At 50.2% G+C, this 24,810-nt stretch carries 28 protein-coding genes and 3 pseudogenes; 10 read left to right on the top strand and 21 right to left on the bottom strand.

What is annotated here, in order from left to right; all coding sequences use genetic code 11:
* Positions 1-58: 58 nt before the first annotated feature.
* From A3L12_RS07570 to tsaA, 4 genes are read right to left on the bottom strand one after another with little or no spacing between them, the layout of a single operon-like run.
* The gene (locus A3L12_RS07570) at positions 59-808 is read right to left on the bottom strand and encodes an ABC transporter ATP-binding protein (protein WP_088883050.1); all 750 of its coding nucleotides are present in this window, start codon (positions 806-808) and stop codon (positions 59-61) included.
* Positions 805-1,878 (bottom strand): iron ABC transporter permease, encoded by a 1,074-nt coding sequence (locus tag A3L12_RS07565; protein ID WP_088883049.1) that lies wholly within the window; start codon positions 1,876-1,878, stop codon positions 805-807. The genes A3L12_RS07570 and A3L12_RS07565 overlap by 4 nt, the downstream gene beginning before the upstream one ends.
* 6 nt (positions 1,879-1,884) lie before the next feature.
* Positions 1,885-3,012 carry an iron ABC transporter substrate-binding protein gene (locus A3L12_RS07560; RefSeq protein WP_088883048.1) on the bottom strand — a complete coding sequence of 376 codons (1,128 nt, stop codon included), beginning with the start codon at positions 3,010-3,012 and terminating at the stop codon, positions 1,885-1,887.
* Positions 3,009-4,094, bottom strand: a complete 1,086-nt coding sequence (gene tsaA / locus A3L12_RS08490) for a tRNA (N6-threonylcarbamoyladenosine(37)-N6)-methyltransferase TrmO (RefSeq protein ID WP_335755176.1) — start codon at positions 4,092-4,094, stop codon at positions 3,009-3,011. Before tsaA ends, A3L12_RS07560 begins: the two co-directional genes overlap by 4 nt.
* 193 nt (positions 4,095-4,287) lie before the next feature.
* On the opposite strand from tsaA, the gene A3L12_RS07545 reads away from it, so the two are divergent.
* The gene (locus A3L12_RS07545) at positions 4,288-4,701 is read left to right on the top strand and encodes an OsmC family protein (protein ID WP_088883047.1); all 414 of its coding nucleotides are present in this window, start codon (positions 4,288-4,290) and stop codon (positions 4,699-4,701) included.
* 23 nt (positions 4,702-4,724) lie between these two features.
* On the opposite strand, the gene A3L12_RS07540 is transcribed toward A3L12_RS07545, so the two are convergent.
* The 3 genes from A3L12_RS07540 to A3L12_RS07530 all read right to left on the bottom strand — a co-directional run bounded on the left by A3L12_RS07540 (position 4,725) and on the right by A3L12_RS07530 (position 7,666).
* A complete protein-coding gene (locus A3L12_RS07540) occupies positions 4,725-5,846 on the bottom strand; it encodes a hypothetical protein (RefSeq protein ID WP_088883046.1) in 1,122 nt (373 codons plus the stop codon).
* 160 nt (positions 5,847-6,006) lie between these two features.
* The gene (locus A3L12_RS07535) at positions 6,007-6,957 is read right to left on the bottom strand and encodes a SufD family Fe-S cluster assembly protein (protein ID WP_088883045.1); all 951 of its coding nucleotides are present in this window, start codon (positions 6,955-6,957) and stop codon (positions 6,007-6,009) included.
* A complete protein-coding gene (locus A3L12_RS07530; protein ID WP_088883044.1) occupies positions 6,947-7,666 on the bottom strand; it encodes an ATP-binding cassette domain-containing protein in 720 nt (239 codons plus the stop codon). Before A3L12_RS07530 ends, A3L12_RS07535 begins: the two co-directional genes overlap by 11 nt.
* Positions 7,667-7,793: 127 nt before the next feature.
* Here A3L12_RS07530 and A3L12_RS07525 point away from each other — a divergent pair, with 127 nt between their 5' ends.
* Positions 7,794-8,243 carry a putative zinc-binding protein gene (locus A3L12_RS07525; protein WP_088883043.1) on the top strand — a complete coding sequence of 150 codons (450 nt, stop codon included), beginning with the start codon at positions 7,794-7,796 and terminating at the stop codon, positions 8,241-8,243.
* 107 nt (positions 8,244-8,350) lie between these two features.
* On the opposite strand, the gene A3L12_RS07515 is transcribed toward A3L12_RS07525, so the two are convergent.
* Both A3L12_RS07515 and A3L12_RS08505 read right to left on the bottom strand, forming a co-directional pair.
* Positions 8,351-9,235, bottom strand: a complete 885-nt coding sequence (locus tag A3L12_RS07515) for a cation diffusion facilitator family transporter (protein WP_088883253.1) — start codon at positions 9,233-9,235, stop codon at positions 8,351-8,353.
* A gap of 230 nt (positions 9,236-9,465) precedes the next feature.
* Positions 9,466-9,740: pseudogene (locus tag A3L12_RS08505) on the bottom strand (tRNA 4-thiouridine(8) synthase ThiI); the annotation flags it as partial.
* Between A3L12_RS08505 and A3L12_RS07505 the strand changes: the two are divergent.
* Positions 9,705-10,013 (top strand): annotated as a pseudogene (locus A3L12_RS07505) (hypothetical protein); the annotation flags it as partial. The pseudogenes A3L12_RS08505 and A3L12_RS07505 sit on opposite strands and share 36 nt — an antisense overlap.
* Positions 10,014-10,110: 97 nt before the next feature.
* Here A3L12_RS07505 and A3L12_RS07500 read toward each other — a convergent pair.
* The 3 genes from A3L12_RS07500 to A3L12_RS07490 all read right to left on the bottom strand — a co-directional run bounded on the left by A3L12_RS07500 (position 10,111) and on the right by A3L12_RS07490 (position 13,493).
* Positions 10,111-11,256, bottom strand: coding sequence for a tungsten cofactor oxidoreductase radical SAM maturase (locus A3L12_RS07500; RefSeq protein ID WP_088883042.1), 1,146 nt, complete (start codon positions 11,254-11,256; stop codon positions 10,111-10,113).
* Positions 11,257-11,361: 105 nt separating this feature from the next.
* Positions 11,362-13,179, bottom strand: coding sequence for an aldehyde ferredoxin oxidoreductase (gene aor, locus A3L12_RS07495; RefSeq protein WP_088883041.1), 1,818 nt, complete (start codon positions 13,177-13,179; stop codon positions 11,362-11,364).
* Between the two features lie 152 nt (positions 13,180-13,331).
* Positions 13,332-13,493: a thioredoxin family protein gene (locus A3L12_RS07490; protein WP_232462886.1), complete on the bottom strand. Its 162-nt coding sequence runs from the start codon at positions 13,491-13,493 to the stop codon at positions 13,332-13,334.
* A gap of 298 nt (positions 13,494-13,791) precedes the next feature.
* Between A3L12_RS07490 and A3L12_RS08460 the strand changes: the two genes are divergently transcribed.
* Positions 13,792-13,917, top strand: a complete 126-nt coding sequence (locus A3L12_RS08460) for a hypothetical protein (RefSeq protein WP_257788806.1) — start codon at positions 13,792-13,794, stop codon at positions 13,915-13,917.
* A gap of 200 nt (positions 13,918-14,117) precedes the next feature.
* Complete coding sequence (locus tag A3L12_RS07480) at positions 14,118-15,434, top strand: MFS transporter (RefSeq protein ID WP_088883038.1); 1,317 nt, start codon at positions 14,118-14,120, stop codon at positions 15,432-15,434.
* On the opposite strand, the gene A3L12_RS07475 is transcribed toward A3L12_RS07480, so the two are convergent.
* The 3 genes and pseudogenes from A3L12_RS07475 to A3L12_RS07465 all read right to left on the bottom strand — a co-directional run bounded on the left by A3L12_RS07475 (position 15,360) and on the right by A3L12_RS07465 (position 17,840).
* Complete coding sequence (locus tag A3L12_RS07475; protein WP_088883037.1) at positions 15,360-16,229, bottom strand: hypothetical protein; 870 nt, start codon at positions 16,227-16,229, stop codon at positions 15,360-15,362. The two genes, A3L12_RS07480 and A3L12_RS07475, sit on opposite strands and share 75 nt — an antisense overlap.
* Positions 16,222-17,151: a hypothetical protein gene (locus A3L12_RS07470; protein ID WP_157726717.1), complete on the bottom strand. Its 930-nt coding sequence runs from the start codon at positions 17,149-17,151 to the stop codon at positions 16,222-16,224. Before A3L12_RS07470 ends, A3L12_RS07475 begins: the two co-directional genes overlap by 8 nt.
* Before the next feature lie 171 nt (positions 17,152-17,322).
* A pseudogene (locus tag A3L12_RS07465) lies at positions 17,323-17,840 on the bottom strand (peroxiredoxin).
* Between the two features lie 139 nt (positions 17,841-17,979).
* Here A3L12_RS07465 and A3L12_RS07460 point away from each other — a divergent pair.
* On the top strand, positions 17,980-18,546 hold the full coding sequence (locus A3L12_RS07460; protein ID WP_088883035.1) for an NADPH-dependent FMN reductase: 567 nt from the start codon (positions 17,980-17,982) through the stop codon (positions 18,544-18,546).
* On the opposite strand, the gene A3L12_RS07455 is transcribed toward A3L12_RS07460, so the two are convergent.
* Both A3L12_RS07455 and A3L12_RS07450 read right to left on the bottom strand, forming a co-directional pair.
* Entirely contained in the window at positions 18,543-20,225 is a 1,683-nt protein-coding gene (locus A3L12_RS07455) for a hypothetical protein (RefSeq protein WP_157726716.1), read from the bottom strand. The genes A3L12_RS07460 and A3L12_RS07455 overlap by 4 nt on opposite strands.
* Before the next feature lie 129 nt (positions 20,226-20,354).
* Positions 20,355-20,888: a DUF998 domain-containing protein gene (locus A3L12_RS07450; protein WP_335755175.1), complete on the bottom strand. Its 534-nt coding sequence runs from the start codon at positions 20,886-20,888 to the stop codon at positions 20,355-20,357.
* A 50-nt stretch (positions 20,889-20,938) separates the two neighbouring features.
* Between A3L12_RS07450 and A3L12_RS07445 the strand changes: the two genes are divergently transcribed.
* From A3L12_RS07445 to A3L12_RS07435, 3 genes are read left to right on the top strand one after another with little or no spacing between them, the layout of a single operon-like run.
* Entirely contained in the window at positions 20,939-21,292 is a 354-nt protein-coding gene (locus tag A3L12_RS07445; RefSeq protein ID WP_088883033.1) for an iron-sulfur cluster assembly protein, read from the top strand.
* Between the two features lie 3 nt (positions 21,293-21,295).
* Positions 21,296-21,640, top strand: a complete 345-nt coding sequence (locus A3L12_RS07440; RefSeq protein ID WP_088883032.1) for an iron-sulfur cluster assembly protein — start codon at positions 21,296-21,298, stop codon at positions 21,638-21,640.
* Positions 21,641-21,642: 2 nt separating this feature from the next.
* Positions 21,643-22,161 (top strand): ferritin family protein, encoded by a 519-nt coding sequence (locus A3L12_RS07435; protein ID WP_394335075.1) that lies wholly within the window; start codon positions 21,643-21,645, stop codon positions 22,159-22,161.
* Positions 22,162-22,194: 33 nt separating this feature from the next.
* Here the strand turns inward: A3L12_RS07435 and A3L12_RS07430 are convergent, their stop codons facing one another.
* The 3 genes from A3L12_RS07430 to A3L12_RS07420 all read right to left on the bottom strand — a co-directional run bounded on the left by A3L12_RS07430 (position 22,195) and on the right by A3L12_RS07420 (position 23,556).
* Positions 22,195-22,644: a ferritin family protein gene (locus A3L12_RS07430; protein WP_232462929.1), complete on the bottom strand. Its 450-nt coding sequence runs from the start codon at positions 22,642-22,644 to the stop codon at positions 22,195-22,197.
* A 113-nt stretch (positions 22,645-22,757) separates the two neighbouring features.
* On the bottom strand, positions 22,758-23,060 hold the full coding sequence (locus A3L12_RS07425; protein ID WP_088883029.1) for a ferritin family protein: 303 nt from the start codon (positions 23,058-23,060) through the stop codon (positions 22,758-22,760).
* Positions 23,061-23,076: 16 nt separating this feature from the next.
* Positions 23,077-23,556: a ferritin family protein gene (locus A3L12_RS07420; protein ID WP_088883028.1), complete on the bottom strand. Its 480-nt coding sequence runs from the start codon at positions 23,554-23,556 to the stop codon at positions 23,077-23,079.
* A 52-nt stretch (positions 23,557-23,608) separates the two neighbouring features.
* On the opposite strand from A3L12_RS07420, the gene A3L12_RS07415 reads away from it, so the two are divergent.
* Entirely contained in the window at positions 23,609-24,172 is a 564-nt protein-coding gene (locus A3L12_RS07415; RefSeq protein ID WP_088883027.1) for a GNAT family N-acetyltransferase, read from the top strand.
* On the opposite strand, the gene A3L12_RS07410 is transcribed toward A3L12_RS07415, so the two are convergent.
* Positions 24,162-24,686: a ferritin family protein gene (locus A3L12_RS07410; RefSeq protein WP_088883026.1), complete on the bottom strand. Its 525-nt coding sequence runs from the start codon at positions 24,684-24,686 to the stop codon at positions 24,162-24,164. The two genes, A3L12_RS07415 and A3L12_RS07410, sit on opposite strands and share 11 nt — an antisense overlap.
* Positions 24,687-24,810: the final 124 nt, after the last annotated feature.

The following is a 24,810-nucleotide window of genomic DNA, read 5'->3' as shown; positions in this document are numbered from 1 at the left end:
CCTTTTTATTGTAAATCCCCGGGCAGGATTACTTCAGCAGGATTGCTCCGGTTGAAGATTAAAGGGGAACGATAAAGGGGGCTCCATTCACTTCCCTTATTTCAACCTTCACACCGTACAGGTTCTCAAAGAGCTCCTCCCTCAGTGCTTCTCTTCCACCGTTGGCCATGATTCTGCCGTCTTTCATGAATATGAACCTCTCCCCGAAACGAAGAGCCATATTCACATCATGCATGACCACTATGGACGTTCCGCCGTTCTCAGCGAAGCTCTTTGCAATTCTCATCACTTCAAGCTGGCTCTTAATGTCAAGGTTGTTGGTTGGCTCGTCCATGAGGAGTATCCTTGGTTCCTGAGCCAGAGCCCTTGCGATGCTAACCTTCTGCAGCTCGCCACCGCTCAGTCTACTGGCCCGTTTCATGGCCAGGTGTTCGATTCCCATTTCCCTAAGAACCCTTGCCACCACCTCAACGTCCCGTTTCGATGGCCTCAGCCACATGTATGGTCTCCTGCCAAGGAGAACGGTGTCGAAAACCGTCATGAAACCCGGTTCAAATCTCTGGGGGACGTAGGCAATCACCTTTGCAAGCTCGTCCCCGGGATAGTGCTCAACGGGCCTCTCAAAGACTTTAACCGCTCCATCACAGGGGAGAAGGCCGGCGATGCATTTGAGGAGGGTGGTCTTTCCGGCCCCGTTCGGCCCGAGTATTACAACGAACTCCCCTTCCTGTACTTCAAGGTTCACCCCCCTCAACACTGCCCCTCCGTTGTAGGCCAACCGCAGGTTCTCAACGGTTATGGCCTTCATAACCTTCCCTCCATCCTTACGAGGAGGTATATGAACATGGGTGCGCCAAGGAAGGATGTAATGACACCAACCGGGAGAACCACCGGGGAGAAGGCCAGTTTTGCAACCGTGTCAGCGGTTAAGAGAATGAAGGCTCCGGCCAGCGCTGAGAGGGGAACGAGGAAGCGGTAGTCCCCTCCAGCGATGAGCCTGATCGTGTGGGGTGCCAAAAGCCCTATGAAGCCAATTATTCCAACGAAGGCAACCCCCACGGACGTTATTAAAGCGGCCAAGAACGCTGAGATGAGCCTGACCCTCTCGACGTTTACGCCAACCGACCTCGCAACGTCGTCCCCCATGGTGGAAGCGTTCAGATCCCAAGCCGTGGACAGGAAATAGAGGAAAGAGGGGACAAAAACAGCCAGCATCACCAAGTTCTCCCTCCACGTGGCCCTGCCGAGGTCTCCAAACGACCAGTAAACCATCGCGGCCAGCTGAAGCTCGCTGGCAAGGTACTGCAAGAGGGTTGTCATGGCCGCGAAGAGGGAGCTCATAGCCACCCCCGCCAGAATCATGGCTTCGGGGCTAAGCCCTTTGAGCTTTGCGAGGGCAATTATGACCGCGGTTCCGGTTATTGCCCCGAGAAATGCGAAGAGAACGACCACGTATGGATTGTCGAGGACTATCCTCCCGGAGCTCTCGGCATAGCCGGCCCCGAGAAGTATCGCCAGAGAGGCCCCGAACATGGCACCGTGTGAGATTCCCATCGTGAAGGGGGTTGCAATGGGGTTTTTGAGGATGCCCTGCAGGACCGCTCCGGATACGGCCAGCGATGCACCGACAAGAACCGCGGCTATTATCCTCGGCAGTCTGATGTTCCAGATGACGAGACTGGCCCTTCCATTGTTATCACCAAGGAGGGCGTCAATGACCCCATGGATTGAAAGACCGTATGAACCATGGGATAAGGAGTAGAGGCCAACCAGAATAATCAACAGGGAAAGAACGATGCCGATGAAAGCCTTTTTAGCCACGTGCTTTTCGTAGGCCGTTCCAACATCCCCGCTCGCTTTTCTGTTTAAAGCTTTCATGGCCCATCACGGTGAGGTCGGCAGTGAATATTCAACGGTTGCATTGTCCAGATCAATCCTTCCGAAACCACCCCAATCTTTTGCCATGTCTTCGTAAACCGGCTTTCCGACGAGGAAAGTGTATATCTCATCGGCTTTCTTCACCGGGTCAACATCCTTGAAGCGCTCTGGATATAGAACTTTCCCAATGAAGTACGCGTCCGCCAGTGCCGTTCCGATGTTTGTGGCGTAGAAGTTGAACGGCAGTGTTCCGTAGACGTTTCCGTTTTTAACGGCCTTTAGGGAGCTGTAGAACTCTGGATTCTTCCGATAATCGTCAAGGACCATCCCGAGGCCCCCCTCATCTATGAATATCACGTCCGGATTCCACTCGAGGATCTTTTCCTTGTCTACCATTCTCCATCCTTCACCACAAATCTCATCCGCTACATTCTTGGTGTGGAGCATGAGAAATGGAGGCCATTTGAGCATCGTACTTTCTATACCATGAGTCCCCCTCCGAGATACTGCGCCAACATAGACTTTTGGAGCTTCAACATTCTCTGTGCGCTTTGACAGGTCGTCTACAATCGATTCAATGTAATTTATGACTTCCTTAGCTCTTTCTTCTTTCCCAAGAACTTTTCCTGCAACCTCTAAGGATTTATATATCTTGTCCAGTTCGAAAGTTGCACGTGGTCCATAGCTCAGAACAACAACTGGAATTCCCGTCTTCTCTTGAATGTTATCTGCAGTCCTTGCATCAACATAGGTTACGAATATTACATCTGGTTTAAGCTTTACAACTTTCTCGTAATCTATCTCAACAAGTGGCCCACCTTTCCCTATGCTCGGCAGATTTACAAGTTCTGGATGTGCCATTCTGTAAGGCCTACCAATTATCCGGTGATGCTTTTCAAAATCCTCAACTCCAACAAGTTTGTCAGTCGCATTTAAATAGACTATGAGTCTGAGTGCTCCTGACCCTGAAGCCACAATTCTGCTAACGTTTGCCGGAACTTTAACCGTCCTCCCAGCAAGATCCTCAACCGTTATGTACGTCTGGCTGGGTGTTTGTGCTTTTGTCTGGCCTATGCATCCCGCCATGGATATAGCAAGGAGCCCAACCAAAACAAAGGCCAGATACTCCTTCATCTTATCACTTCCCCCATCTTCCCATCAACAAACTTCACAATCCCTCTGCCCACGACAGCGTAATAACCACCAGCACACTTCAGGCACAACCCATCCTTAACGCGCGTGGCCATCGCAAGCTCTCCGCAGCCCTTACACCTCACACTCTCAAAGATAGGCGCCCTCTCAATCGGCTCAACCTCAACGAACTCGACTTTGAACTCATCTTCGCTCATGTCAAGCATCTTCCAGCCGATCTCTTCCCAGAGCCCTTTTAGTTTCTCAACATCTTCCCTGCTACCTTCCCGTCTCACCACGACCTTTTCAAAAAGCTCCAAAGCTTCTTTATCGAAGTACCTTCTTATCCTTTCAGCATCAGCGTAAACCCTCACGCCTTTCCAGTCGTCTCTTCTAACGAGCGTTAGGGCATTCTTTCCAAGATCCAGGTATATCAGGGAGTTGTTTCCAAATGTGCAGCCCGTGGCAACCTGCACTCCGTCAACCAGGCAGTTGTTGCACTCCACAATCGCAAGAATTTCCTCATTAATGCCCTCGGTTTTTTCAACTCCAAGCCTTTCCATCGCGATTGCTGACATCTTAACGCCCAGTGCAACGAAGGGGCAGATGTGGCCATGGAATTCCTTTGCTTTAAGCAGCAATCCCTTAAATTCCGACCGCTTATTCGGCCCAGTTTCCGTTTCTACAGAATCTATAGCTGATGAATAGGGCTTGATATCAACAACCGGAGTTTCATCGATGGCATCGAGTCCTTTCACCTTCAGTACCCTGCCTTTCCTTTCAATCAGCTCCACCACCGAGAAACCTATGGGGTTTGGTCTGTGTGGCGAGCGTGTTGCGAAGACACCGTGCTCAGCCCCATCATGGGGAGGGATTGCAGTTAGGACGTCCCTCTTAGCCCTGTCGAGCCAGTAAAGAACTATGAGGTGAGTGCAGGTCTCGATATCCTTCAAACCCTTTTCAAACTCTGGAAAAAGCTCAATCTCCACAACCTCATCCGAGAACCTTCCCTGCCTCGGAGTCTGACTTGGTTCCCTGTATGGAGATCTTATCACACCTATCGGCCTGACCGAAAACTCCTCCACCCTTTGTCACCAAATTCGTATTTAGTAGCACGTTTTAAGTATTTTTTCAAACCTTAATGTTACCAACCTTTGGTTAACGGAAAGCGCCCAACGAAAAAACAGCTAAAGAAACTTAATCCGGGCTTATCCCCATATCCCTTAATCTCCAGCAACCTTTTATACAAGAAATATGTTTCATCCATTGGTGATGGCTTTGGAGAGACTCGAGTACAAAGCGGAACTCGAATGGGACGGTAACGTTGGGAGCGAGGCAAGGGTAAGGGAATTCGCCTTTTCCATAGACACCAACACGGATGGGGAAAACAAAGGCCCGAACCCAACGGAGATGCTTCTCTCGGCCATCGGCGGCTGTTTGACCGTCAACTGGGGGAGGTTAATCAGGAAGATGCGGCTCGACGTTAAGGCCCTGAGAATCGAAGTTAGAGGATGGCGCGGTTTGGATGAGCCGCAGTTGAAGGAAATCACCTACAAAATAACCATAATCACAGGAGAAGACGAAAAGAAGATTCTAAGGGCAAAGGAACTGGCGGAGAAATACGGGACGGTGTTCAACACGGTCGGAGCGGAGAAGATAAGGGGAGAGGTTGAAATAGTCCGACCCGGCTGAACCTTTTTTATAACGTTGCACAGCTATGAGTTAGCAATCGTCCATGGATATACGGTTACGTGGAATTGTATTGGTGAGGGGCTCATTGGAAATATCGCTAAAGTTGGGGACTTAACGTAAAAGGTTCCCTTTGCAACGTGATCCAAGCTTAGGTAATATTTGCCTCCTCCCCCTTTGGAAGGATCGGCGGAAAATATTGCCGAGGGTTCCACCGTGAACCGGGCTCCCCATGCGATATCCGGGCCTATCCGTTTCTTATACAATTCATGGACAACGTCCAATTTGCTCTCATAACCGCCGGTGTAATCGTACCACTTCATATAATAACCCTCGCTGGCCTCGTAGCTAACGGTAGGGGTTGAGGAACACTCATTTGCATTATCAACTGCGAATGTGTGACTGTGGATGGTTGTTGGTCCACCATTATTTTTGGGGCACCAATCCTCTATCTGCTGCCATGTATTTTGAGGATGGTTGGCATCTACTATTGTTTCCAGGTCTTTTACCGCAATGGTGGACGTTGTTGGCCTCCCCCGGTGGGTGGTTTGCACCAGGTACCAGTACTGGCCCGAAGTTGTGGTTATATAGGCGTAATCCGCTTTGAACTCCATGTATGCGTATTGTCCCAGGTAGACCAAGGCGCTTCTTTTCCATGAGATACTTCCTACACGCTTCCAGTTATCGGAAATTTCAAGACCGGGAGGAAATACCTGAGAGGTGACGTACGAGAGCTCAAGCTTCTTCACATCCTCGCTTAGTTTTTGGAGGTTCATTACTTCCTTCTGTAGATCAACCGGGCCCTCGACAATATAATAGGCGGTGTAGTATCTATTCCCACCGGTAGGCTTAATTACAACGCCAATGAAGCGGATATCTGACGTGCTGGCTTTGTTGAAGTCAATCACAACGCCGAGTTCCTCATGTAAAGCATCTATTAACCTCTGGGCGTTTTTTGGAGCGTCCCTTCCATAAAAATAAACCGGCTCCCCTGAGAGCAACTTCTTTGTAAGCACGTTAAAATCATCATTGGCTGGATTTGCAGGCAACGAATCTGTAGTTTTGGTTGACGTAAACCCCATGCTGGAGGCGATCCCCAAAAGGAATAAACTAAGAAGTAAAACACCCGGAAGTTTCAATCTTATCATCCCTGTACCCCCTCCGAGGTTTCATAATACTGTACGTACTTTTCAATATTTAATTTTTTTGATCTGGAGTTGGAAAGATGTGATGGACATTACCTCCAGAAAGCTATAGACCGCAATACAACGAAAATGGAAGATCTCTCACGTCCTTCCCTTAATAAATTCATTCCCTCAAAAGCCCCTTGATTATCAGATCCGCCGCTTCTTCCTCGGTCAGTCCCTTCGCCATGAGCTGGTTGAGCTGGGCCTCGTTTATCCGCCCTATCGACGCTTCGTGGGTGAGCTCTGCCCTCTCGTTCTTAACCCTGAGGATGGGTATCGTCTGAACATCTGCATCTCCCTTCACTATCTCGCGGCATTCCACGTGCCCTCTGGCGTAATCCCCGAGGCCGTGGACCTCGTTTATCACGTTCGCCCTCGCGCTGTCAAAGGCTATTACGATCGTTTTCAGGTTCGCCCTTGAGGATTTCCCGTTGAGGTACGCTACTTCCTTTGTCTCGACGGAATCGTCTTTGACGGCCTTCACCTTCGAGACGAGCTCGCAAACGGCGTGATCCTCGAGTTCAGCGTTCATCTCGAGCCTGAGCTCCCTCGCACGGTGCCTGATAAGGGAGAACTTCCCGGTGTACCTTCCCCCCTTCCCCACCACCACGTCGGTCTTACTCCTCATCCTGACGCCTTCACCGTGAACGTGCTCATCCTCGTAAATAACGGTTGAGCCCTCGCCGACCCTGATCTTCGCGTAGGCATCGTGGGTGAAGTCTCTGGCGTAGGGAAAGATGCAGTGCGACAGGAACTTAACCTTCGAGTTTCTTCCGAGGCTTATGTCAAAAACGACCCTCTGGTAGCCTTCGCTCTTCAAAAACCCCGTGCAGAGGTGTATCGGGAAGGGAAGCTCAACGTTGTCACTTATCTTCACCCTCGCCTTAACGCCGTTCTCCATCTCCTCGCCCCTTATCTCAACACCCTCAACGTTGTTCAGGCCGAGTATCCTGTCCCCGCTGATTATTATCGCGGCTACCCTGTCCCCGAAGAGCGATGTGTCCAAACCCTCCTTCTCGTAAACCTCAACCAGAGCTTCGTACTCCTTCACCCTATCCATCTTAATGACCATCGCCCATCCCCTCCAGAAGCGGACATTTCCCGCAGAACTTCTTGTAGTATTCAACGACCTCCTCGGAAAACCCCTTTCTAACCACCCTGCCCCCGCAGACAAAATAGCTGAAGTTGGTCTTCTTTGCGATCTCTTCGTGATGTGTAATTAAAATCACGGTCGTGCCGGCTTTTTCCAGATATCTTAGAGCCCCATCGATCAGGTCACCGGCCGTTATGTCCAGCCCGGAATCGGGCTCATCGAGGATGGCGTACCTCGGTTTCAGAAGCAGGATGGAGGCCAATTCAATCCTCTTCCTCTCCCCTCCGCTGAGGCTTTTATCCACGAACCTGCGGGAGTAAAGGTCGTAGGACAGCCCGACTATCCCAAAGACCTTCCTCAGCTCCTCCTTATCCACGTTCAGCTTTCCCCCGAGGGTTAGGTATTCACCAACGGTTATCCCTTCATAACGGGCCGGTTCCTGCCAGAGAAGGGAGATTCCAAGTTTTGCCCTCTCCGTCAGGCCAAGATCCGTGATGTCCCTCCCATCGAGCAGGACTTTACCCGCCTCCGGTTTGATTACGCCCATGAGGATGTGCGCTATGGTTGACTTTCCCGCCCCGTTGGGGCCCAGTATGGAATAGCTCATGCCATCCTTAAAGCGCATGTTGACGCCTTCGACTATTTTCCTGCCCTTTGCGGAATAGGTAACGTTTCTAAGGAACAGCATACCCATCAATAAGTATTCATATGAAGATGTTCTTAAATGTTCAGGTTGGGAACTTATGGTTGAAAATAATCACATATGAAAATATTTTTAAATAAGGTTCTCTCAGTTATCAGTGAGGTGACGGAAAATGGTGGAGAATTCTAAAAATGAGGAAATCGAGATGGAGAAACTGCCGAAGTTCCTCCCCTCGTGCCACAAGGAAGCGGAGAACCTCGACATAATTTTCACCTGCTCGGGAGCGGCGAGCGTTGGGGAGATCGGTCATGAGGTGGGAGTTCTGCTCACCAACAAAGGACAGAACGCACGAATGTGCTGTACAACAGCCGTGGCGGCCGGCTCGAAGATGCATCTGGACATCGGAAAGAGGGCGAGGAGGGTAATAGTCATAGACGGCTGCCCCATGAAATGTGCCACCAAAGTTATGGAGAAGGCCGGCATAAAGGTTGACTACAGCTTCACGGTTACGGACTTCGGAATAGCAAAGCAGCCCACCCTTGACATAACCAGTGAGGATGTCCTCAAGGTCGCTCTGGAGATAGCAAAGAGGGTAGGGATAAAGAACGACATTAAACAATGAGAAAAAAATTACCCATACAAGCATAGATCAAAAAACTTTGTCAATCCCGAGAGCTGTGTGGAGTTCTGCAGGGGCTGTCAGAGGATCTGCCCTTCAGGGGCAATATCCTAATTCGGTGACCCCTGAGCCCCATTTTTTGTTTTTTCAGCACCGCAGATTACATCCTTTTCCTCGCACCTGTCACACTCGAGCTGAACCGTCACGTGCGTTACCCCATACTTCCCGAGGAGCTTTTCAACCTTATCTATAACCTCCTGCGCCTTGCTCACGGGCATGTCTTTTACCTCAACGTGGCACTCGAAGTGGGTTTCCTTTTCACCAACGCGCCAGGCATGGAAATGGTGGGCGTTCTTAACCTCCGGAATGCTCTCTATTTCCCTTTTTATGGCCTCAAAATCAAGCTCCGGAGAGGCCTCCATGAGGACCTCAAGGGTCTCCCTGAGTATGTCAAATCCTTCCTTAAGGATGTAGAGTGAGATGGCAACCGTTATGAGGGGATCTAACCAGAGAACGTTCCAGACCATTATGGCGATTCCACCGATTACAACGGCCACGGACGACAGGGTATCAGTGAGGAGATGAAGGTAAGCGGAGCGGACGTTTATGTTCTCATGGGAGTGTTCATGAAGCAGAAGGACGGAGATCAGATTCGCAAAAAGCCCTATCAGAGCAACCCCAAGCATTAAGGAACCGTGGATCGGATTCGGGTTCATGAACCGCTTGTAGGCCTCCACGAGCAAAAAAACTACAACTCCAACGAGAATTGCGGAATTGACAAAAGCCACCAGAATCTCAGCTCTTCTGTATCCAAATGTGTATTTTTCGTTCCTTTCTCTTTCGCCGATTCTCATCGCAACGTAACTCGCTAAAATGCTCAGGGCATCGCTGAAGTTGTGAAGGGAATCGCTTAGAAGGGCAAGACTTCCCGAAAGGATTCCACCTACAACTTCAGCAACTGTTATGGTGAAGTTTAATAAAACTGAAAAGAGCATCCTTCCCTTGAGCTCATGGGATCTATGATTGTGCACTGGACCACCCCCAAAATACGATGCTGGCGGTGGTTTAAAAGGATTTTGAAGGCCCGAGTTAGAGGTTCATAAGAACTGCTAATATTAGATTACCCCCTCCTTCTCCAGCTCCTCCCTTATCCGCTCGAACTCCTCCAGTTCGCCCTGCGTAACCACCCTCCCCGCCCGAAGGGGCAGTCGCAATATGGCTACCGGGAATCTATGCCCCCGCTTGGGAGAACCACAACTTTACCCCGGGTTCCCACCGGTAAGCCTCCAACATCCCTCAATCTTTTCAAAGAACACATACGCCTTTCCATTTATTATCTCGATCCCGATGATGAATTTGTCCCCTAAGAGCTTCTCCAAGATAGGAAGGGACGTTCTCATACTCCATCACCCTCGTCGGAGAAACCGATACAACTCCGGGCACTTTCGCTATTATCCCGGCCGCATCATCTCTTTTGACTGGGGCACCGGGTTGTATGCGGCACTGGTTCCGATTCCCCACGCAGTACCCATAACCGAGATTGAGGCTTACGAAATACTGGCGAACGTGGAAGCTCTTCCAATAGCGGCCGGCGGTGCTGGAGGAGCGGAAGGAAGCGTGACGCTCGTCCTTGAGGGGGAGGATGAGGATATGAAAAAGGCGAAGGAAATAACCAAAGCGGTCAAGGGTGAGCCCTCTCTGGAGCCCTACACTGAAGATTGTTCGATCTGTCCCTTTGCAAAGATCTGTGGCATAAGCACTGGAGCTTTTTGATCTCAGTATTTAGTGAGGTTTTCCAATTTTTTACCCACAATAATAGTCTCCCTTCCCATCAAAACAGCGGCACGTATTTGATTCTTTGGAGAGGGGGTCAGAAGAACTTTCCAAACATGTGCTGCGGAATGGGACAGAGGACTAATCTCCTCGCCCAGAGGCAGTCGGCACAGCTCGGCTCGTTGCCCCAGCAGTCTATGTCACTCGTCTTAACGAAATCGCACGCATCCCTGAGTTCGCAGTCGGTGCAGGATGGATACATGTAGTTCTTCATCGTAAAGCGGAACCATGTGTATTTTTCACCCGTCCATATCTCCGCAAGGCTCTTTTCACGAACGTTGCCGAAGGAGTAGGCGTTTACCCTCTTCTTTCTGCCGAAGATGTATTCGTGGTAGGAGTGGAGGAAGCGGTAGCACGGTGAGACCTCCCCGTCCCACCTCACGACCGCGACGTTGTTCTCGTCGAAGTCACACTGCCTCTCGGTTTTGAGCTCGAAGTTGGGGAGCTTGATGTAGAGCCCGGAGTTGGCTATCTTGTAGAGCTCGTCAACTATGGGCCTCATGTCAACGCTTCCATCGTAAACGATATCCTTCACCTGTTCCTCCGTCATGGGAAGGAGGTTGGAGACGAGCATTGCATCAACCTTCAAATCCCTGAGGTATCTTGCGAGTTCCGGGAGTTCCCTGTAATTTTCCTTCGTTACAACCACCTCAACCCCTATGCTCGGTTTGTGGGTTCCTGTCTCCTCCCGGTACTTCACGAGCTTCCTTATCTTCTCCGCGGTTACCGCAGCCGCTATGTGCCCGAGGGTTAGAGCGTTCTGAGCGGTTGGAACGGTGTCCATTGAGAAGTACACCAGCTCAACGCCAAGCTCCGAGAACTCCCTCAACATGCTGTCCGTTAGAAGGGTCCCGTTGGTGCTCATCCCGAGGGCGAAACCGCGCCTCTTCACCTCACGAACCATGTCCATGAAGCGGGGATGGACCGAAGGCTCGCCGATCCCACCGAAGTATATCATCTCAAGGTTCGGAAACTCCTCAGCATCGTCGAGTATCTTGAGGAAAAGTTCGTAATCCATATCTCCCTCGGTATCTTCCCAGTACTGCTTGAAGCACATCTCACAGTGAAGGTTACACCTGCTCGTTGTCTCTATGTAGAGGTACTTCATGTCGAGTTTGGGTCTCACGATGACCTTGCCGTCCCAGAGCGTGAAGGTGTACTCCCTATCGACCTCTTTTTCCACCTCATCCACCACCCGTTAGGGGACCCGAACGTTTCAGTTCCGGCGATTAGGATAATACGGGGATAGCAGTATAAAAACGTTGCTGGACAAAGATGGGAAAGAAAATCAAAGGAACTCAGCGATCCCGAGCTCCTCGGCCTTCTCCTTTGTAACCCTTCCGTCCTCCGTCCAGCCGCGCATCCTGTAGTAGCGGGGCAGCATCTCCTTGAGCCTGACCACGTATCCCTTGTTCGGTCCCTCGGGCATGGGCTCCTCGAGGAAGCGCTTTGGCAGTGTATCGTCCTTAGCAGGGTCAAGGCCGGCCTTGAGGTTAAAGATGCGCTCGGCGTTCCAGATACGCTCTCCTATCTTGAGGTACTCCTCCGTTGAGAAGTCCCAACCGAGGGCCGCGTTGAGCATGTCGCGGTAATCATCGGGTCCGAGACCGAAGGTCGTGAAGACGCACAGACCGGCCGCGTCAATTATGGCGGTGAGATCCTGGAAGAGGAGTAACATCCTGATCTTATCGTCGCTTACATCGTGCGGATCCATCTTGTAGGGATAGCCGAGTATCTCCGGGCTTATCATGTAGTTCTTTATGTGGCAGCCACCGCGGTTGTTCGTTGCATAACCAAGGCCGTGTCCCTCGGCTCCCCTCGGATCGTAAGCTGGAAGTTCAAGCTTCTTGACGCTCATGGAGTACTCCGGATGGCCGTAGCTCTCTGCAAGGCGGTATCCGCCCTCAGCGAGCTTGTCACCGAAGCCCTCTCTCCTTGCGATCTTCTCGATGTAGTAGTGGAGAACCTCCGTGTTGCCCCATCTGAAGGGCGGAGCGTCCCCGAGGTCCTCATCCTTTAGGATTCCCTTCTCATAGAGCTCCATGGCCGTTGCGAGGGTTCCACCTGTTGAGATGGTGTCGAGCCCGAGCTCGTCGCACATGTGGTTTGCCTCTATTATGCTTGCGAGGTCGTTTATGCCGAGGTTCGCTCCAAAGGCCCATGTGCTCTCGTACTCGGGTCCTTCCGTAACGCCACCCGTTGGGAGTTTGTTCACCCTGCCACAGCCTATCGGACAGGCGTAGCACGGCTGGTTCCTGATCAGATACTTTGCCGCCATCGCCTCACCGCTCTGTTCTTCGGCGTACTCGTAAACTCCCGTCTGGAAGTTCCTCGTTGGATAAAGACCGTTTTCGTTGATTATGTTGACCAGAACGGCGGTACCGTATTTCGGCAGCCCTCCCCCGGCCACGGGATCGTTTCTGAGCTTGTTTATCTTCTCTCTGATCGTTAGCATGAACTTATGCCTGTCCGCTATTGGTACGGTCTTGCTTCCCTCAACGGCTATAGCCTTGAGGTTCTTGCTTCCCATTACGGCTCCAACACCGGCCCTTGCCGCGGCCCTGTGCCCATCGTTCATAACGGCAGCGAACTTAACGAGGTTCTCTCCCGCCGGGCCTATGGAGGCTATCCTGAGCTTCTTGCCTCCTATCTCCTTTCTCAGGGTCTCCTCAGTCTCGCTCACGAGCTTGCCCCAGAGGTGACTCGCATCACGGATTTCGACGTTCTCGTCCTTTATGTAGATGTAAACGGGATTCTCTGCTTTGCCCTCGATCACTATCGCATCGTAGCCAGCGAACTTGAGTTCGGCGCCGAAGTATCCTCCGGAGTTGGACATGGTTATGAAACCTGTGGCCGGGCTCTTCGTAACAACGTTGTACCTTCCACCTGTCGGGGCGCTCGTCCCGCTCAGCGGGCCGGGAGATATTATCAGCTTGTTCTCCGGGCTAAGGGGGTCGACCTTCGGGTCCATCTCCTTAAGGAGGAGGTATATGGCCAGTCCCCTGCTCCCAAGCCACTTTTTGGCAAGCTCCTCATCGTACTCCTCGACCTTCACCTCTCCCGTGGAGAGGTTAACACGTAGAAACTTTCCCCAGTTGCCATACATGGACATCGCCGAGTATGTATGGACATTTAAGCCTAATAAATTTTGTCGAAAATAAACATCATTGCAAAAATATTAGAGTTAAACATCATCATTAACCAAGCGAGAGATTTCAGAAACAGCCTGCCGGAGTATCGTGCCGCACCCCCGGAGTGCTACTTCATCAGTTTCTTTAATTTTTCTTCGACATCCTCCTTTCTCCTTATCAGGTTCTGTCTCTCCACTTCCTTTCCGTTCTTCAGGTATACGAGCGTCGGAACGTTGAGGACGCCAAAGCGGTTTACGAGATCGCTCCATTTTCCAGCGTCTACATGCACAACTCTTACGATGGGATTAAAGCCGCCCTAGTCCACGAAACAGGGCATACAAAGGGAAGGCATCTCTGGGTTAACGCCGCCACATCGATTGGATGGTTTGTCTTTTGGATTGGGATATGTCACCTCCTCCACAAACTTGGCGTTGAGCTGTTTTCCTCCCCATGGTCTTTCTTTGGTGTTTTCTTTTTTGTATGCCTTATCTGGTTCATCATTGAAGCCAAGCAATGGCATTCTGGAGTTAAGGTTCAGAGACGGGCAGTTCATCGGCGGGAGGGTCTTTTATGGGATAAAACTAAGTATGAGAAAAGAACTTGGTGGAAAAGCCGTTGAGATCGTTGAAAAGGGGAAGGAGTACGATGAATTCGTCATCAAGGATACAAACGTGAAGAAAAGCGTGGAGAAACCCGCCTATTACAGAGCTTAACCAGATCAATGTTTTCTTTTTTCTGATTCTTATTCCAGAACTATCTCAATCGTCTATGATATCTGCAGACATCCTATCAGTTACAAATTATTCTCTTCTTATAAAAGTATTTTTATAGAAATTTCCCAACTTTGAGTTATTAAATATAAGTTTAAGAAAATTTTAAAAATCTGACTTACAATAGAACGAGAGGATCCATTATGCCCTCATATAGAAAAGCTTCAAATGAACGATTGATATTCCTTTTGTTTTATTTTGCACTCTCCGCTTCCATGTACCTTCCGGGGCCCTATTTTGTACTGTACCTTAACACTCATATCGCCTTATCATGGATCGGCCTTTCATACTCATTAAATAGGCTCTCCAACCTGCTGTTTGAGTACCCATCTGGAATATTTGCCGATGAATTCGGAAGACTCAAGTCCACAATGGTGGGCACGTTTTTGTTTGGGATGAGCATGATATTGCTGACAGCATTTAGGAGACTTCAGATTCACATTGTACTACTTTCAGCATTCCTCGGAGGAGCCGGAATGGCGTTTATTTCCGGATCTTTGGAAGCATGGGCAGTGGATGAATTCGGGAAAAACTATGTGAAGCGACTATTTTCTGACATGGGGACATTAAAAAATATTTCAGGTGTTGTTGCCTCAATACTGTCAGGTATCCTCGTCAAATATTGGGGACTAGAATGGCCGCTGTTTCTATCCGGTCTCGTGGGAGTGTTTTCCCCGGTAGTATTGCTTTTCCTTCCAGATAATAGAGGATATTCCGGGGATGAGACCCTTTTGAGGAAAAACTTGAGACTCTTCAGGAACATCGATTTTTCAATGCTCGTATTTTTGAGTTTGATTGTATCTTCAATGCTTTCAGTATTCTTTGTAGTGTGGCCCGTAACGCTAAAGACCTTGGGAGCACCCGAAAGTATACTTGGCCCGGTATATTTTTCCCTGATGCTCTCCATGTCCCTCGGTAGCTACATTGCGAGAAGGGTTTCAAAGCCTCTTCAGGGAGTGAGCTTTTTCCTGATATCCGGGGCAATCATTACGGCTGCCATAGGGTTGATGGTAAAGTGGAATACTGGCTATATAATGGTGCTGGGACTTCTATACGTGCTTGAGGTTCTTATCGGTCTATACTACGTCTTCATGGGTTATATCAGAAACTCGATAATCCCATCGGAGATACGGGCATCTGCAATCTCCCTGATCTCTCTGATGAATTCTGCCGTGGGTGTTGTGCTCCTCCCATTGTTTTTGTCCCTAGGGAAACTCCACGTAAAATGGATAATATGCTCTCTATTGCTAACTCTGGGTTTAATATCTCTGAAGGTATGGAAAACTTATCTCTCATCTGTCCCTTCCCAATCCATTGACCCGAAAATTGCATTGGAATCAGGCGGCAACCCAATTCACAGAAAAGATAGGAAAGCAGGCAGCTTACTACTTCCTCCTCGTCCTCCAGAAGGCGAGCAGGAGCACAATAAATGCCGCGAGGAGGGCCCACTGGAAATTTGAGGATCCTTTCTGACGCTCCGGACGCTGGATGCTCGAGGTCCTATTTTGACGCTCCGATAAGGTGTTTGATTCTTCCCGGCACTCGGGCAGGCAGTTTCCAAGGGCCTCCGTGAGGTTCAGGGGATAAAGTGACTTCCCATCATAGTACAGCAGGGTGATGTTGCTCCAGTCGAAGGGGACGAGGAAGCTATCGGGTTCGTTAACTATCAGAACACCTTTTTCGAGGAAAGTTGCCCAAAAGCTCACATTTTCGAAAACGGGAATGGTTATATTGTCCGGAACCTCGATAACGTAGGAAACGTTCCCGTTCGAGACATAGAGTTTTGAGCCGTTCAGGGTTACCGGATAGGCGGGCGACTTTATTGAAATGTTTTCACCGCAGGAGCAAAGTTTTTCCTTGATTTTCTCGGGAGGGGTGACGTTCTTCAGTATGCACGGCCCCTCTGGGTTGATGGCCCTCCAGTCGCTCAGGTACCAGAGCCCTTCGTGGAACTCGTAAAAAAGCTCCTCGGCTCCAAGGGTGCTCCCGAGGTAGTAGAGCTTCCCGTCCCTGAAGTAGAAGTAGTAGTCACCGACCATACTCGGGGTGGGTAGCCCGCTCATCCCGGGCCCGAGAGCGTCCCAAGAGACGTATATTATAGCATCATCTTCCCCGGTTTTGATGCCGGTATAAAAGTTGCAGTACTCGTAGGGAGCAACATTTGAGTGAGGACCGCAGATGTATTCACCGGCACTCACCAGTACGTTACCGGAGAGTGATAGAAAGATGAAAAGAACAAGCGCCTTTTTATACATAGGGAACCCCCAGATTGCTTCTGCAGTAGGAATCAACGTGCCTGAGAACATCAAAGGTTACTCTGAAGTAGTAAGCTCTCTGAGAGTACTTTCTGCCAAAAACATTGAGTTGCCCCCTTATGTAATCACCCGCCAGCCTTGTACAATTTTCAGGATCGTAACAGGTCCTGCAGTTTCCACCTCCTCCGATGACACATTCATCAGCTTCCATTTCCAAATAAACATTCCAAGCATGATAAGTTGACTTTAATCTCTGTAATTCTCTCAGATAATTCTCGAGGTCACTATAATCTGAAAATACATTTTCTCCCTTACCTAAATAGTAGTTCGGCTGCACGAAGATGTAGTCAAAGAACTCGTAAGCACCTGGGCAGTTCTTACACTCGGAATTATTGAGTGGAAAGATGTTGGTTCCATCCAGCTTTAGAGTACACGCTGATGGGATCCATATGAATTCAAATCCCGCATTGTGTATCTTCTCGGACATTGCCTGTATTAATCCATGAGATATGCCCCTATTACGGTTTATTTGGTCATCCTTAAACATCCAAGCGTTCTCAAGACTCCAGTAGAACCCCTTCAAATTGGGATCCGAGGATTTAGTAAAGACATCAATCCATTTTTCCCAGTAAGACCCTTCAAAACTTCCCGTTATATTTCCTCTGGGCTCTTTGGAAGGGGTGGAGAAAGGTATCGTAACGTAATATGGCATGTCCATAGTATCACTCAAGTACTCAGAAAGATTAAACGCGTCAGTTTCCGCGTTTCCGGTGTACTGGATGTTCACACCACTCGACCCCAAAACAACAGCGTAGTCAAAACCAAGCTCCCTAAACTCTTCCAGGCTCCCGCTCATCCTCGATGTGTATTTAGAGCCATCCCATCTAATCCACCATAATCCAAATCTTGCCACTTGGATCACCAATATTTAATACTTAATACAGTATAAAAACATTTTGAACAAAAAAATGCTAAAATCTAACAACCATGAGTCAAAATACTAAAGTAAAAACGGCTTACCTGAGCTTAAAAAGTAAAAAATGCCAAAAAGGTTCAACCCTCCGGGTGAAGAATCGGCCCTAAACAGGAGAAATCAGAGTTTCCCTATCAGATCGAAGGCTGACCTCAATGGTTTCCTTACCGGGTTCCCAGCTCGCGGGACAGACCCTTCGCGCTCCTGCCTATGCTCAGATCGTGCATCTCCATGTGGACGATCTTTCCGTCCGGGTCAATTATGAAAGTGGCCCTCCATGAGAGTCCCTCATCCTCCTTGTAGGTCCCGAACAGTCTGGAGATCTTTCCGTCCGGATCCGCGAGCATCGGGTACCTTATCTTCCTTATTCCGGGAGAAGCGTCGTGCCATGCCTTGTGAACGTAGGCTGTATCCGTGGAAACGCTCAGGATTTCAGCACCCTCTCCTTTGAATTTTTCGTAATGGTCAGCCAGTTCCTCAAGCTCCGTTGGACAGACGAAGGTAAAATCGGCCGGGTAAAATGCCAGAACCACCCATTTCCCTCCGTAGTCCGAAAGTTTGACCTTTCCAATTTCGTCCTTCTCCGGAAGGTAGGCATCTGCCTCAAAGTCCGGAACAGTTTCTCCAACCTTCAGCATTGTGTTCACCTCAATGTTGTTAGGTTGCCCTAATTTAAAAAGGTTTTCCTAACGAATTGAAAAGGGGAAAGATCCACTGGTTTGTATTTTGAAAGGACAAACTTAAAAGTTCGAGGATGAAACTGTTGCAGGTGATGATATGAAGGTTAAGATAATCTTCGGAACCGCAAGGGAAGGTCGGAAAAGTGAAAAAATAGCAAGATACGTCCTTAAAAAAGCAGTGGAGCTTGGCTGGGATGCCGAGCTGATAGACGTGAGGGATTACCTTCTCTGCCATACCCACCGCTGGAGGATAACCCCCGAGATGGAGAGGTACAGGGGAAAGATACTCGAGGCAGATGCCCTCGTCATAGTTGCCCCAGAGTACAATGGAAGTTACCCGGGCGAGCTGAAGATACTCCTCGACACGATATACGACGAGTACGAGGGGTTACCCGTCGGAATCATCACGGTATCTGTGGTTACCGGAGGAACGAGGCTCCTGCAGGAGCTCAGACTGGCCTCAGTCAACTATCGCATGCTTCCCGTAGCTCACGTGCTCTTTTACAACGTGGAGGACCTCTTTAAGGACGAAGAACCCGGTGATGAGAGATACGTGGAAAGGGTCGAGAGGCTTTTCAGGACGCTCGAAAAGTACGCAAAGGCCCTAAAACAGATAAGAGAAGAGGTAAGAAGAAACCTGATGGAAAAGAAGGAGAGGCTTTAACGCTGGATCTCTCCCACCGGGGATTCCATGATGCTCACCCTCACATCATTTTTGGTTATGGTTGTGGTTCTAAAGCCGACCGTTCCATCAGGATTGAGCACCTTGAAGGCAATTACCCTTATTTCTTCCCCGGCCGCATTCCTGCCGGTGAAGACCTCGAGGTAAACCCTGTCGAGGTAGTTTGCAGCGAGCCTGTTGGGAGTCGGCTTTTTCGTCCCCTGCTTAACGCCCTCATCCCCTATGGCTATCAACGTGTCCCCGCTGGAGTCGGTGATGGTATAAACCACAATGGTAGAGCTCTGGTTCTCAAGCTTCTCCCAGTTGACGGGGATATAGGGGCCGTTTCCGAGGGTTATGTTAAGGACCTTCGGTTTGGGAACCTCATCAAAAGGTCCGCCGAAGGTTCTCCCAAAGACATCTTTTAGGAGGGGACTAACCGTGCAGGAGCAGGGTTCTGCGGGGGTGGTCATCTTTACCGGGTAAGACTTGGTTATGGCATCCTGAAAGGCATCGAGGGCCTTCTTTGCCCTTGTCGGGGTCTCAACCGCGAGCACATCGTCACCCACTCTCATGTTTAAGTTAACGAGCTGTTCGGCGAGTTCCTTGAGGTCGGCCTTCATAACGAGGGTGGTTACCCGGTACTTGCCCGGAAGGAGGTAAGCGTCCTCAAGTGGTACCGGACCGGGTTCGTCTCCGGTGGGATCGAATATGAACGGCGCCACCTGTGGAGAGGGGCATACCAGAGGCTCGTCCGGCCCCTCGGGAATGGTAGTGAGGGTATGCGTATCCATTGGGAGCTTTTTGTAACAAAATCCTTCGTCATCCGCCATACCGATAAGGGTCGTGTCGACAGGGGGAACGAAGTAAACGCCCTCCTTATCCGGGGCAATCTTCATGACGGTTTTTCCCGTCTCGGGATCGATCAGCCTGAGTGAGGAACCCGTGCCGTTTACCGCTTTCATCCTGAAGCCGTTTTTGGTACCAGTCCTGATAGAAACCACATGGCTCACGGTCCTCCCGCCCTCGCGGATGGCCCTCAGCCAGCTTCCTGTTCCGAAATGGTATATCTCGATGCTCTCCATCTCGTAGCCTCTAACCGTTTTCATCCTCTCCACGATTCCGGCTCTGTCCAGTTTCTCAACGCCCTTCCCGGAGACGTAGAAGAAAGTCCCCCTCATGCTGTAAAAGGGCTCTATTGGTTCGCCGGTTGTGGCGTTTTCCCAGTAGGAGCGCTCAAGTGCCCCGATTCCTGCAAGGGTTCTCATGTTGGTTAGCTCGTGGTATCTTAGCATGGCCAGATCGTTGAGGATCAGAGCTCTGCTCTCGGGGTCATTCTCCTCTTTGGCCATCTCGAGCAGTTCCCTTGAAGATCCATCCCAGTTCAGGATTTCCTCGCTCTGGAGTTCAAAGCCCGTTTTGACGAACTTTTCACCCGCATCGGATATAGATCTGTCGTAATCATCTACGAGTGTCTTTAGTTCCCTTTCCGTGGACTCCCATTCCACCTGCGTTGAACTCACAGTGGAAGTTTCTACGGTGGAAGTTTCTGACGATGAAGAACTCACGGTTTTTGTAACGGTTTTTGTAGCGGTTCCTTGGTCAATACAGCCCGAGATAAAGGCCCCTACCATTACAATTCCCAGAAGCAGGGCAAAGCCTGCTATTCTTTTTCCTTTCATTTCGAACACACCTTTTAGTCACGAAACCCTAAAATTCAAAGAAACGTCAAGTGACTTATGGATGAAGTTAGCCGGCATTGTTTATAACTGTTTTGTTTTCAAAATGAAAAAGATTAAACAGAAACGCTTTCAGTGCTTAACCGCAACCAGCAGGGTGAAGATCGCTATCAACCCTATTTCGTAAGTCTCTATCAGTGCTGCCGAGGACCAGCTTACGAGAGTTCCCAGCACCGCGAGTAGGAAGAGGCTAACGGAACCGTAGCGAATGGCCTTATCCTTCGAACCCACCCCGTAGAGCAGCATCCCCAGGAAAAACTGGACGAAAAAGTACGTCGAGACGAAGGTATGGGGCCTCGTGCCTGCATGAAAGACCCCGATGAGAGCTAAAAAGAGTGAGGATACGCTGACGTAGGCTCCGCCAACCGTCTGAAGCCTGTTCTCCGCCGAGAGCATCAAATAGAGGGAGAACGCCAGTACGAAGAGGGACGTAACTATGAGACCGTAGTTATAAATCCAGGGAGCGCTGGCCTTCTCGGGTGAACCCAGGTCGCTGAGAGCATTTTTGGTAAAGCTGAACCATGGATTCTCTCCTATGCTCCAGGCGACGAAGAGCCAGTAAGCTACAACACCCGCTATCCCGGAGTATCTGAGATCCCTCATCATAACGATAACTGGACTTAGGAGAAGATAAGGGCTTCTAAAACGGTGATAAGATGAAGGTTTACACGCCCGACAGGGACTGGCCCGAGCACTACAGGGCCGTTTTGGAGGAGCTCTCGAAAATAACCGACCCGGTTACCGGTGGCGACATACTCGACTCCGGTGTCGTGGCGGGTCTCGAGGTGAAGGACGACACCCTAAAGGTCTGGCTCAGGTTCGAAAGCCACGCGGAGTACAACATAACCGGCTCGAGTGCGATGGCCTACTCGAAGATAATCGGCGACATAATCGAACGCTTTGCCCTCGTGAGGTTTCAGAACGTCTACGTTTACGACCTCAGCAACAACCCCGTCGGGGTTTTTGAAAACCGGAAGGGCTACACCGCTGAGGACATAAGCGAGGTATAACGCATGGGGCTCTTCGAGATCCTCAAAAGGAAGCCCAAAAAGGGGCCAAAAAAAGACCTGCCTCTTGAAGTCTCGGCCGTGGTTCAACTCCTCCGGAACGTAAAGGACCCCGAAACAGAGCTGGACATAGTGGATGAGGGGCTCCTCTACGGGCTGACGGTGGAGGGGAAGAACGTGGATGTTTTTCTCCTTCTGGCCCGCTCAACGCCCGAGTGCCACTTCTGTCAGGTGATGGCGATCAACGTCCAGAAGAAGATCGTTAAAGACACGATTCAGATTTTGAAAGAGAAAGGGTTTAATAAGGTGAGGGTTTACAATGAACTCGGACTGTTACTGGAGGAGGGTTGACCATGGTTGAGATTGAGGAGGGGCTTCCCCTCGAAAGGATAAGGGACTTCTCTCTTGAGGAACTCCTTGGAATGGCCATAAAGGCCGAGATCGGAGCCAGAGAGTTCTACAGGAGCCTCGCCGAAAGGGTGGAGATCGAAGAACTTAAGAAAAAGATCCAATGGCTTGCCGGAGAAGAAGGAAAACATGAGGCACTTCTCAGGAGGATATACGAGAACATGTTCCCCGGAAAGGAGGTCGTTTTTCCGAAGGAGCATATAGGCCCCGAACTCAAACCCGTTGCCGAGGAACTCAAGGAAGCTCAGGACCTTATAGAGCTCATCCGCTGGGCAATGAAAGCCGAGGAGATAGCCGCCCACTTTTACGAGGAGCTCGAGAAGATCGTCGAGACGGAGGAAAGGAAGAGGCTCATGCGTTACCTCAGCGACATGGAGAAGGGGCACTACTACACCCTGAGGGCCGAGTACGAGCTCCTTCTGGACTGGGAGATGTACGGCCAGATGATGCACGTCGGTCCCTGACCATCAGAAATTAAAAGGAAAAAGTGCAACCTTTCATTCTTTATACTTCGCTATCAGCTCCGCGAGGATTCTGTGGTGCTCCCTCTCGTTTTCGACGATGGCCTCCGCAAGGCCCTTGAAGAGTGGGTGGGTCATCTTCTCAGCCATCTTCTGGTAGGTTTCTATCATGTCCTTCTCTATCTCGAGGTGCATCTCTGCGAAGCGCTTGACCAGAGCCTTCTGCTCCGGGGAAAGCTCGACCTCCTTCAGCTCGGACACCGGCCCCTCGCCGGCGAGCTTTTCCAGCTCCTTCTGGGCCTCAAGGATGGCGTTCATCAGGTGCTTGTGGATTATCGTATCTATGGCTATCCTGCCGACGGCCTCTTCAACCTTCGTGTACCTCAAGCCCTGTCCCCTGAGCTTTCCCAGCCCATCGGTGTAACTTGCGGCCGCCTTCTTTTCGGTCTCGTAGGCATGCTTAACAAGGGGTTCAACCATAGACATCACCGAAATTATATGGACGTCGAACCTTAATAACGTTTTTCGTTGGTCATAACGGTTCATCAACGGACCGCTCAGGGAGGGTAATCAAAGAAAAGGTTCGGAAAAAGAAAAGGTCACAGTTCAACCTTTATGCCCGTCTCCTCCTCAACCTCTTCAAAGCCCTCCTTCATGTACTTTGCGAGCTCTTCATCGATCTCGAAGAGCGCCGCGAGGAACTCCCCAAAGTGCTCCTTCTCCTCGTTGGCAACGTCGTAAAAGATGTGCTTTATCCTCTCATCCTCTATGTGCTCGGCCAGCTGTTCGTAGAGGTTTATGGCGTCGAGCTCGGCCTCTATGGCCCAGCGTAAAGCCTGAGCCACCTCCCTCTTCGAAAGGGGCCTATCCTTCGGGATCTCAAAGGGATATTTCGCCAGCATGGTTACATCACCTACTTCAATCCACCTCAAGACTGAAATCCTGATAATCCATCCATATACCCGTCTTCATCAGCGAATCGTACTGGGCCTTCAGGAGTTCGTAATGGGCCTTTTCCACCTTAGCCAGCTCTTTGAAGACCCGCCTAACGGCCTCGTGTTCCGCCTCTTCCGCGGCTTTTTCGTAGAACTCCCACGTGAGTTTCTCCTGCTCCATGCCTATCTTAACCGCATCCACCTCGCTCAGGTTCTCTTCTTCCGCGCTAACGAGGAGCTTTTTAAGCATCTCCCTATCAACGGCCGGGAGTTCGCACTCCTTCACGAGCTTCTCGACGAACTTCTCCTCGAAAATGCTCCAGTGCTCCGCCTCCTCTCCCGCCAAAAAGAGGAACATTTTCCTTGCCCTTTCGTTGCCCGCCTTCCTTGCGAGCCTTATGTAGAAGTTAAGCTCGGCCTTCTCGACCTCGAGTGCCAGAGCGAGTGCCTCAAGCTCGTTCATAACATCACCAAAAGGTTTTAAGTTCCCTCCCTAATAACCTTTCCGGAGGAAGATGAGGATAGAAAGGGTGGATGAACCTTTAAAGCTCAAGGAGGAACTGCTCCGCTTCGTCTTCAGGGTTTACAGGGGAACCGGCGGGGCCTATCCGGCTCTGGAATGGGTGGAGGAGAAGCCTTCCCCGGATGACTTCGAGGGGTTCAGGAAAGTTTACGCTCCCTTTCTGGAGTTCCGGCTCGGGAAGGAGTTCGATGAGCTCTACATCCTGAGGGACGGGGAGAAGATAGCCGGAACGGTGGCCCTGGTTTACAACCTCGAGGGCAAATCCCTCTGGTGGGTGCCGGAGGAGATAAAGGACGAAAAAACGGGACTGATAGAGTTCTTCATGGTCGATCCGGCCGTTAAGGGCAAAGGTTACGGCTCAAAACTGCTTGGATTCGCTATCAACAGGCTGAAGGAACTCGGAAAAGTCCCCCACGTTATAACCTTCCCGTGGCTCGAGGCCTATTCCTACTACCTGAGGAAGGGCTTCGTTAAGGTTATGGACCACGGGGAGTTCGTTGTTCTGAAGATTCCGGACGAACCCATCGAGAAAAAGATGGAAAGGCTCAGAAGTTGAAGTTTATGTCCTTCATGAGCTGGTCGTAGAACTCCTCCTTATATAACTCGGGATAACGGGTTATGTAGTCGTACTGCTTCCGGAGGATGTTGTAGTGGTTCCGCTCCATGTCGGCGAGCATTTCAAGAAGGATTTTCGTGTTTTCGGTGGCGGCGTAGCCCGCGAGCTCTTTGTAGAGCTTCTCGCTGACGAGTTCAGCTTCCATGGCTATCTCGTAGATCTCGTCGATGTTGATGTCGGGCTTTTTGATGGCCTCGCTCATCTTTTCCGCTATCACCTTGAACTCTCCCATCACATCGATCTCGATCTTCCGGGGCTTTGCTTCGCCTCCCTCAAGCCTCTCGGCCATCTTCTCAACGGCCTTCCTGTGCTTCTCCTCTTCGCCGGCCAGAAAGAGAAGCTCGTCCCTTATGATGTCGCTTTTTACAAGTGAGGCGAGCTTTTCGTAGGCTTCCTTTGCCCTTATCTCCGCATTCACGGCAATCTCAAAAACTTCCCTGTCGGTTACCTCCATTTAGAATCACCATGGTTATGTTATCATCAGGGTTATTAACATTTTCGGAGATTAACGATTTATCCTTTCAAATGTTTTGGGAATAGAACATTGGGCCTGAAGTTTTTCAAAGTGGGTATCCACG

The organism is Thermococcus sp. P6 (assembly GCF_002214525.1).
Taxonomy (GTDB): Archaea; Methanobacteriota_B; Thermococci; order Thermococcales; family Thermococcaceae; genus Thermococcus.
This window is presented reverse-complemented; position numbering and strand designations above follow the sequence as displayed.

Coding starts and splice junctions, on each gene's coding strand:
- A3L12_RS07410 (WP_088883026.1), bottom strand. CDS start 24,686: ATGGAGGTAACCGACAGGGAAGTTTTTGAGATTGCCGTGAATGCGGAG.
- A3L12_RS07530 (WP_088883044.1), bottom strand. CDS start 7,666: ATGCTGTTCCTTAGAAACGTTACCTATTCCGCAAAGGGCAGGAAAATA.
- A3L12_RS07435 (WP_394335075.1), top strand. CDS start 21,643: ATGGTTGAGATTGAGGAGGGGCTTCCCCTCGAAAGGATAAGGGACTTC.
- A3L12_RS07420 (WP_088883028.1), bottom strand. CDS start 23,556: ATGAACGAGCTTGAGGCACTCGCTCTGGCACTCGAGGTCGAGAAGGCC.
- A3L12_RS07430 (WP_232462929.1), bottom strand. CDS start 22,644: ATGTCTATGGTTGAACCCCTTGTTAAGCATGCCTACGAGACCGAAAAG.
- A3L12_RS07455 (WP_157726716.1), bottom strand. CDS start 20,225: ATGAAAGGAAAAAGAATAGCAGGCTTTGCCCTGCTTCTGGGAATTGTA.
- A3L12_RS07450 (WP_335755175.1), bottom strand. CDS start 20,888: ATGATGAGGGATCTCAGATACTCCGGGATAGCGGGTGTTGTAGCTTAC.
- A3L12_RS07440 (WP_088883032.1), top strand. CDS start 21,296: ATGGGGCTCTTCGAGATCCTCAAAAGGAAGCCCAAAAAGGGGCCAAAA.
- A3L12_RS07560 (WP_088883048.1), bottom strand. CDS start 3,012: ATGAAGGAGTATCTGGCCTTTGTTTTGGTTGGGCTCCTTGCTATATCC.
- A3L12_RS07475 (WP_088883037.1), bottom strand. CDS start 16,229: ATGTATAAAAAGGCGCTTGTTCTTTTCATCTTTCTATCACTCTCCGGT.
- A3L12_RS07540 (WP_088883046.1), bottom strand. CDS start 5,846: ATGATAAGATTGAAACTTCCGGGTGTTTTACTTCTTAGTTTATTCCTT.
- A3L12_RS07565 (WP_088883049.1), bottom strand. CDS start 1,878: ATGAAAGCTTTAAACAGAAAAGCGAGCGGGGATGTTGGAACGGCCTAC.
- A3L12_RS07570 (WP_088883050.1), bottom strand. CDS start 808: ATGAAGGCCATAACCGTTGAGAACCTGCGGTTGGCCTACAACGGAGGG.
- A3L12_RS07445 (WP_088883033.1), top strand. CDS start 20,939: ATGAAGGTTTACACGCCCGACAGGGACTGGCCCGAGCACTACAGGGCC.
- A3L12_RS07480 (WP_088883038.1), top strand. CDS start 14,118: ATGCCCTCATATAGAAAAGCTTCAAATGAACGATTGATATTCCTTTTG.
- A3L12_RS07425 (WP_088883029.1), bottom strand. CDS start 23,060: ATGCTGGCGAAATATCCCTTTGAGATCCCGAAGGATAGGCCCCTTTCG.
- A3L12_RS07415 (WP_088883027.1), top strand. CDS start 23,609: ATGAGGATAGAAAGGGTGGATGAACCTTTAAAGCTCAAGGAGGAACTG.
- A3L12_RS07460 (WP_088883035.1), top strand. CDS start 17,980: ATGAAGGTTAAGATAATCTTCGGAACCGCAAGGGAAGGTCGGAAAAGT.
- aor (WP_088883041.1), bottom strand. CDS start 13,179: ATGTATGGCAACTGGGGAAAGTTTCTACGTGTTAACCTCTCCACGGGA.
- A3L12_RS07525 (WP_088883043.1), top strand. CDS start 7,794: ATGGTGGAGAATTCTAAAAATGAGGAAATCGAGATGGAGAAACTGCCG.
- A3L12_RS08460 (WP_257788806.1), top strand. CDS start 13,792: ATGAGAAAAGAACTTGGTGGAAAAGCCGTTGAGATCGTTGAAAAGGGG.
- A3L12_RS07515 (WP_088883253.1), bottom strand. CDS start 9,235: ATGCTCTTTTCAGTTTTATTAAACTTCACCATAACAGTTGCTGAAGTT.
- A3L12_RS07535 (WP_088883045.1), bottom strand. CDS start 6,957: ATGGTCATTAAGATGGATAGGGTGAAGGAGTACGAAGCTCTGGTTGAG.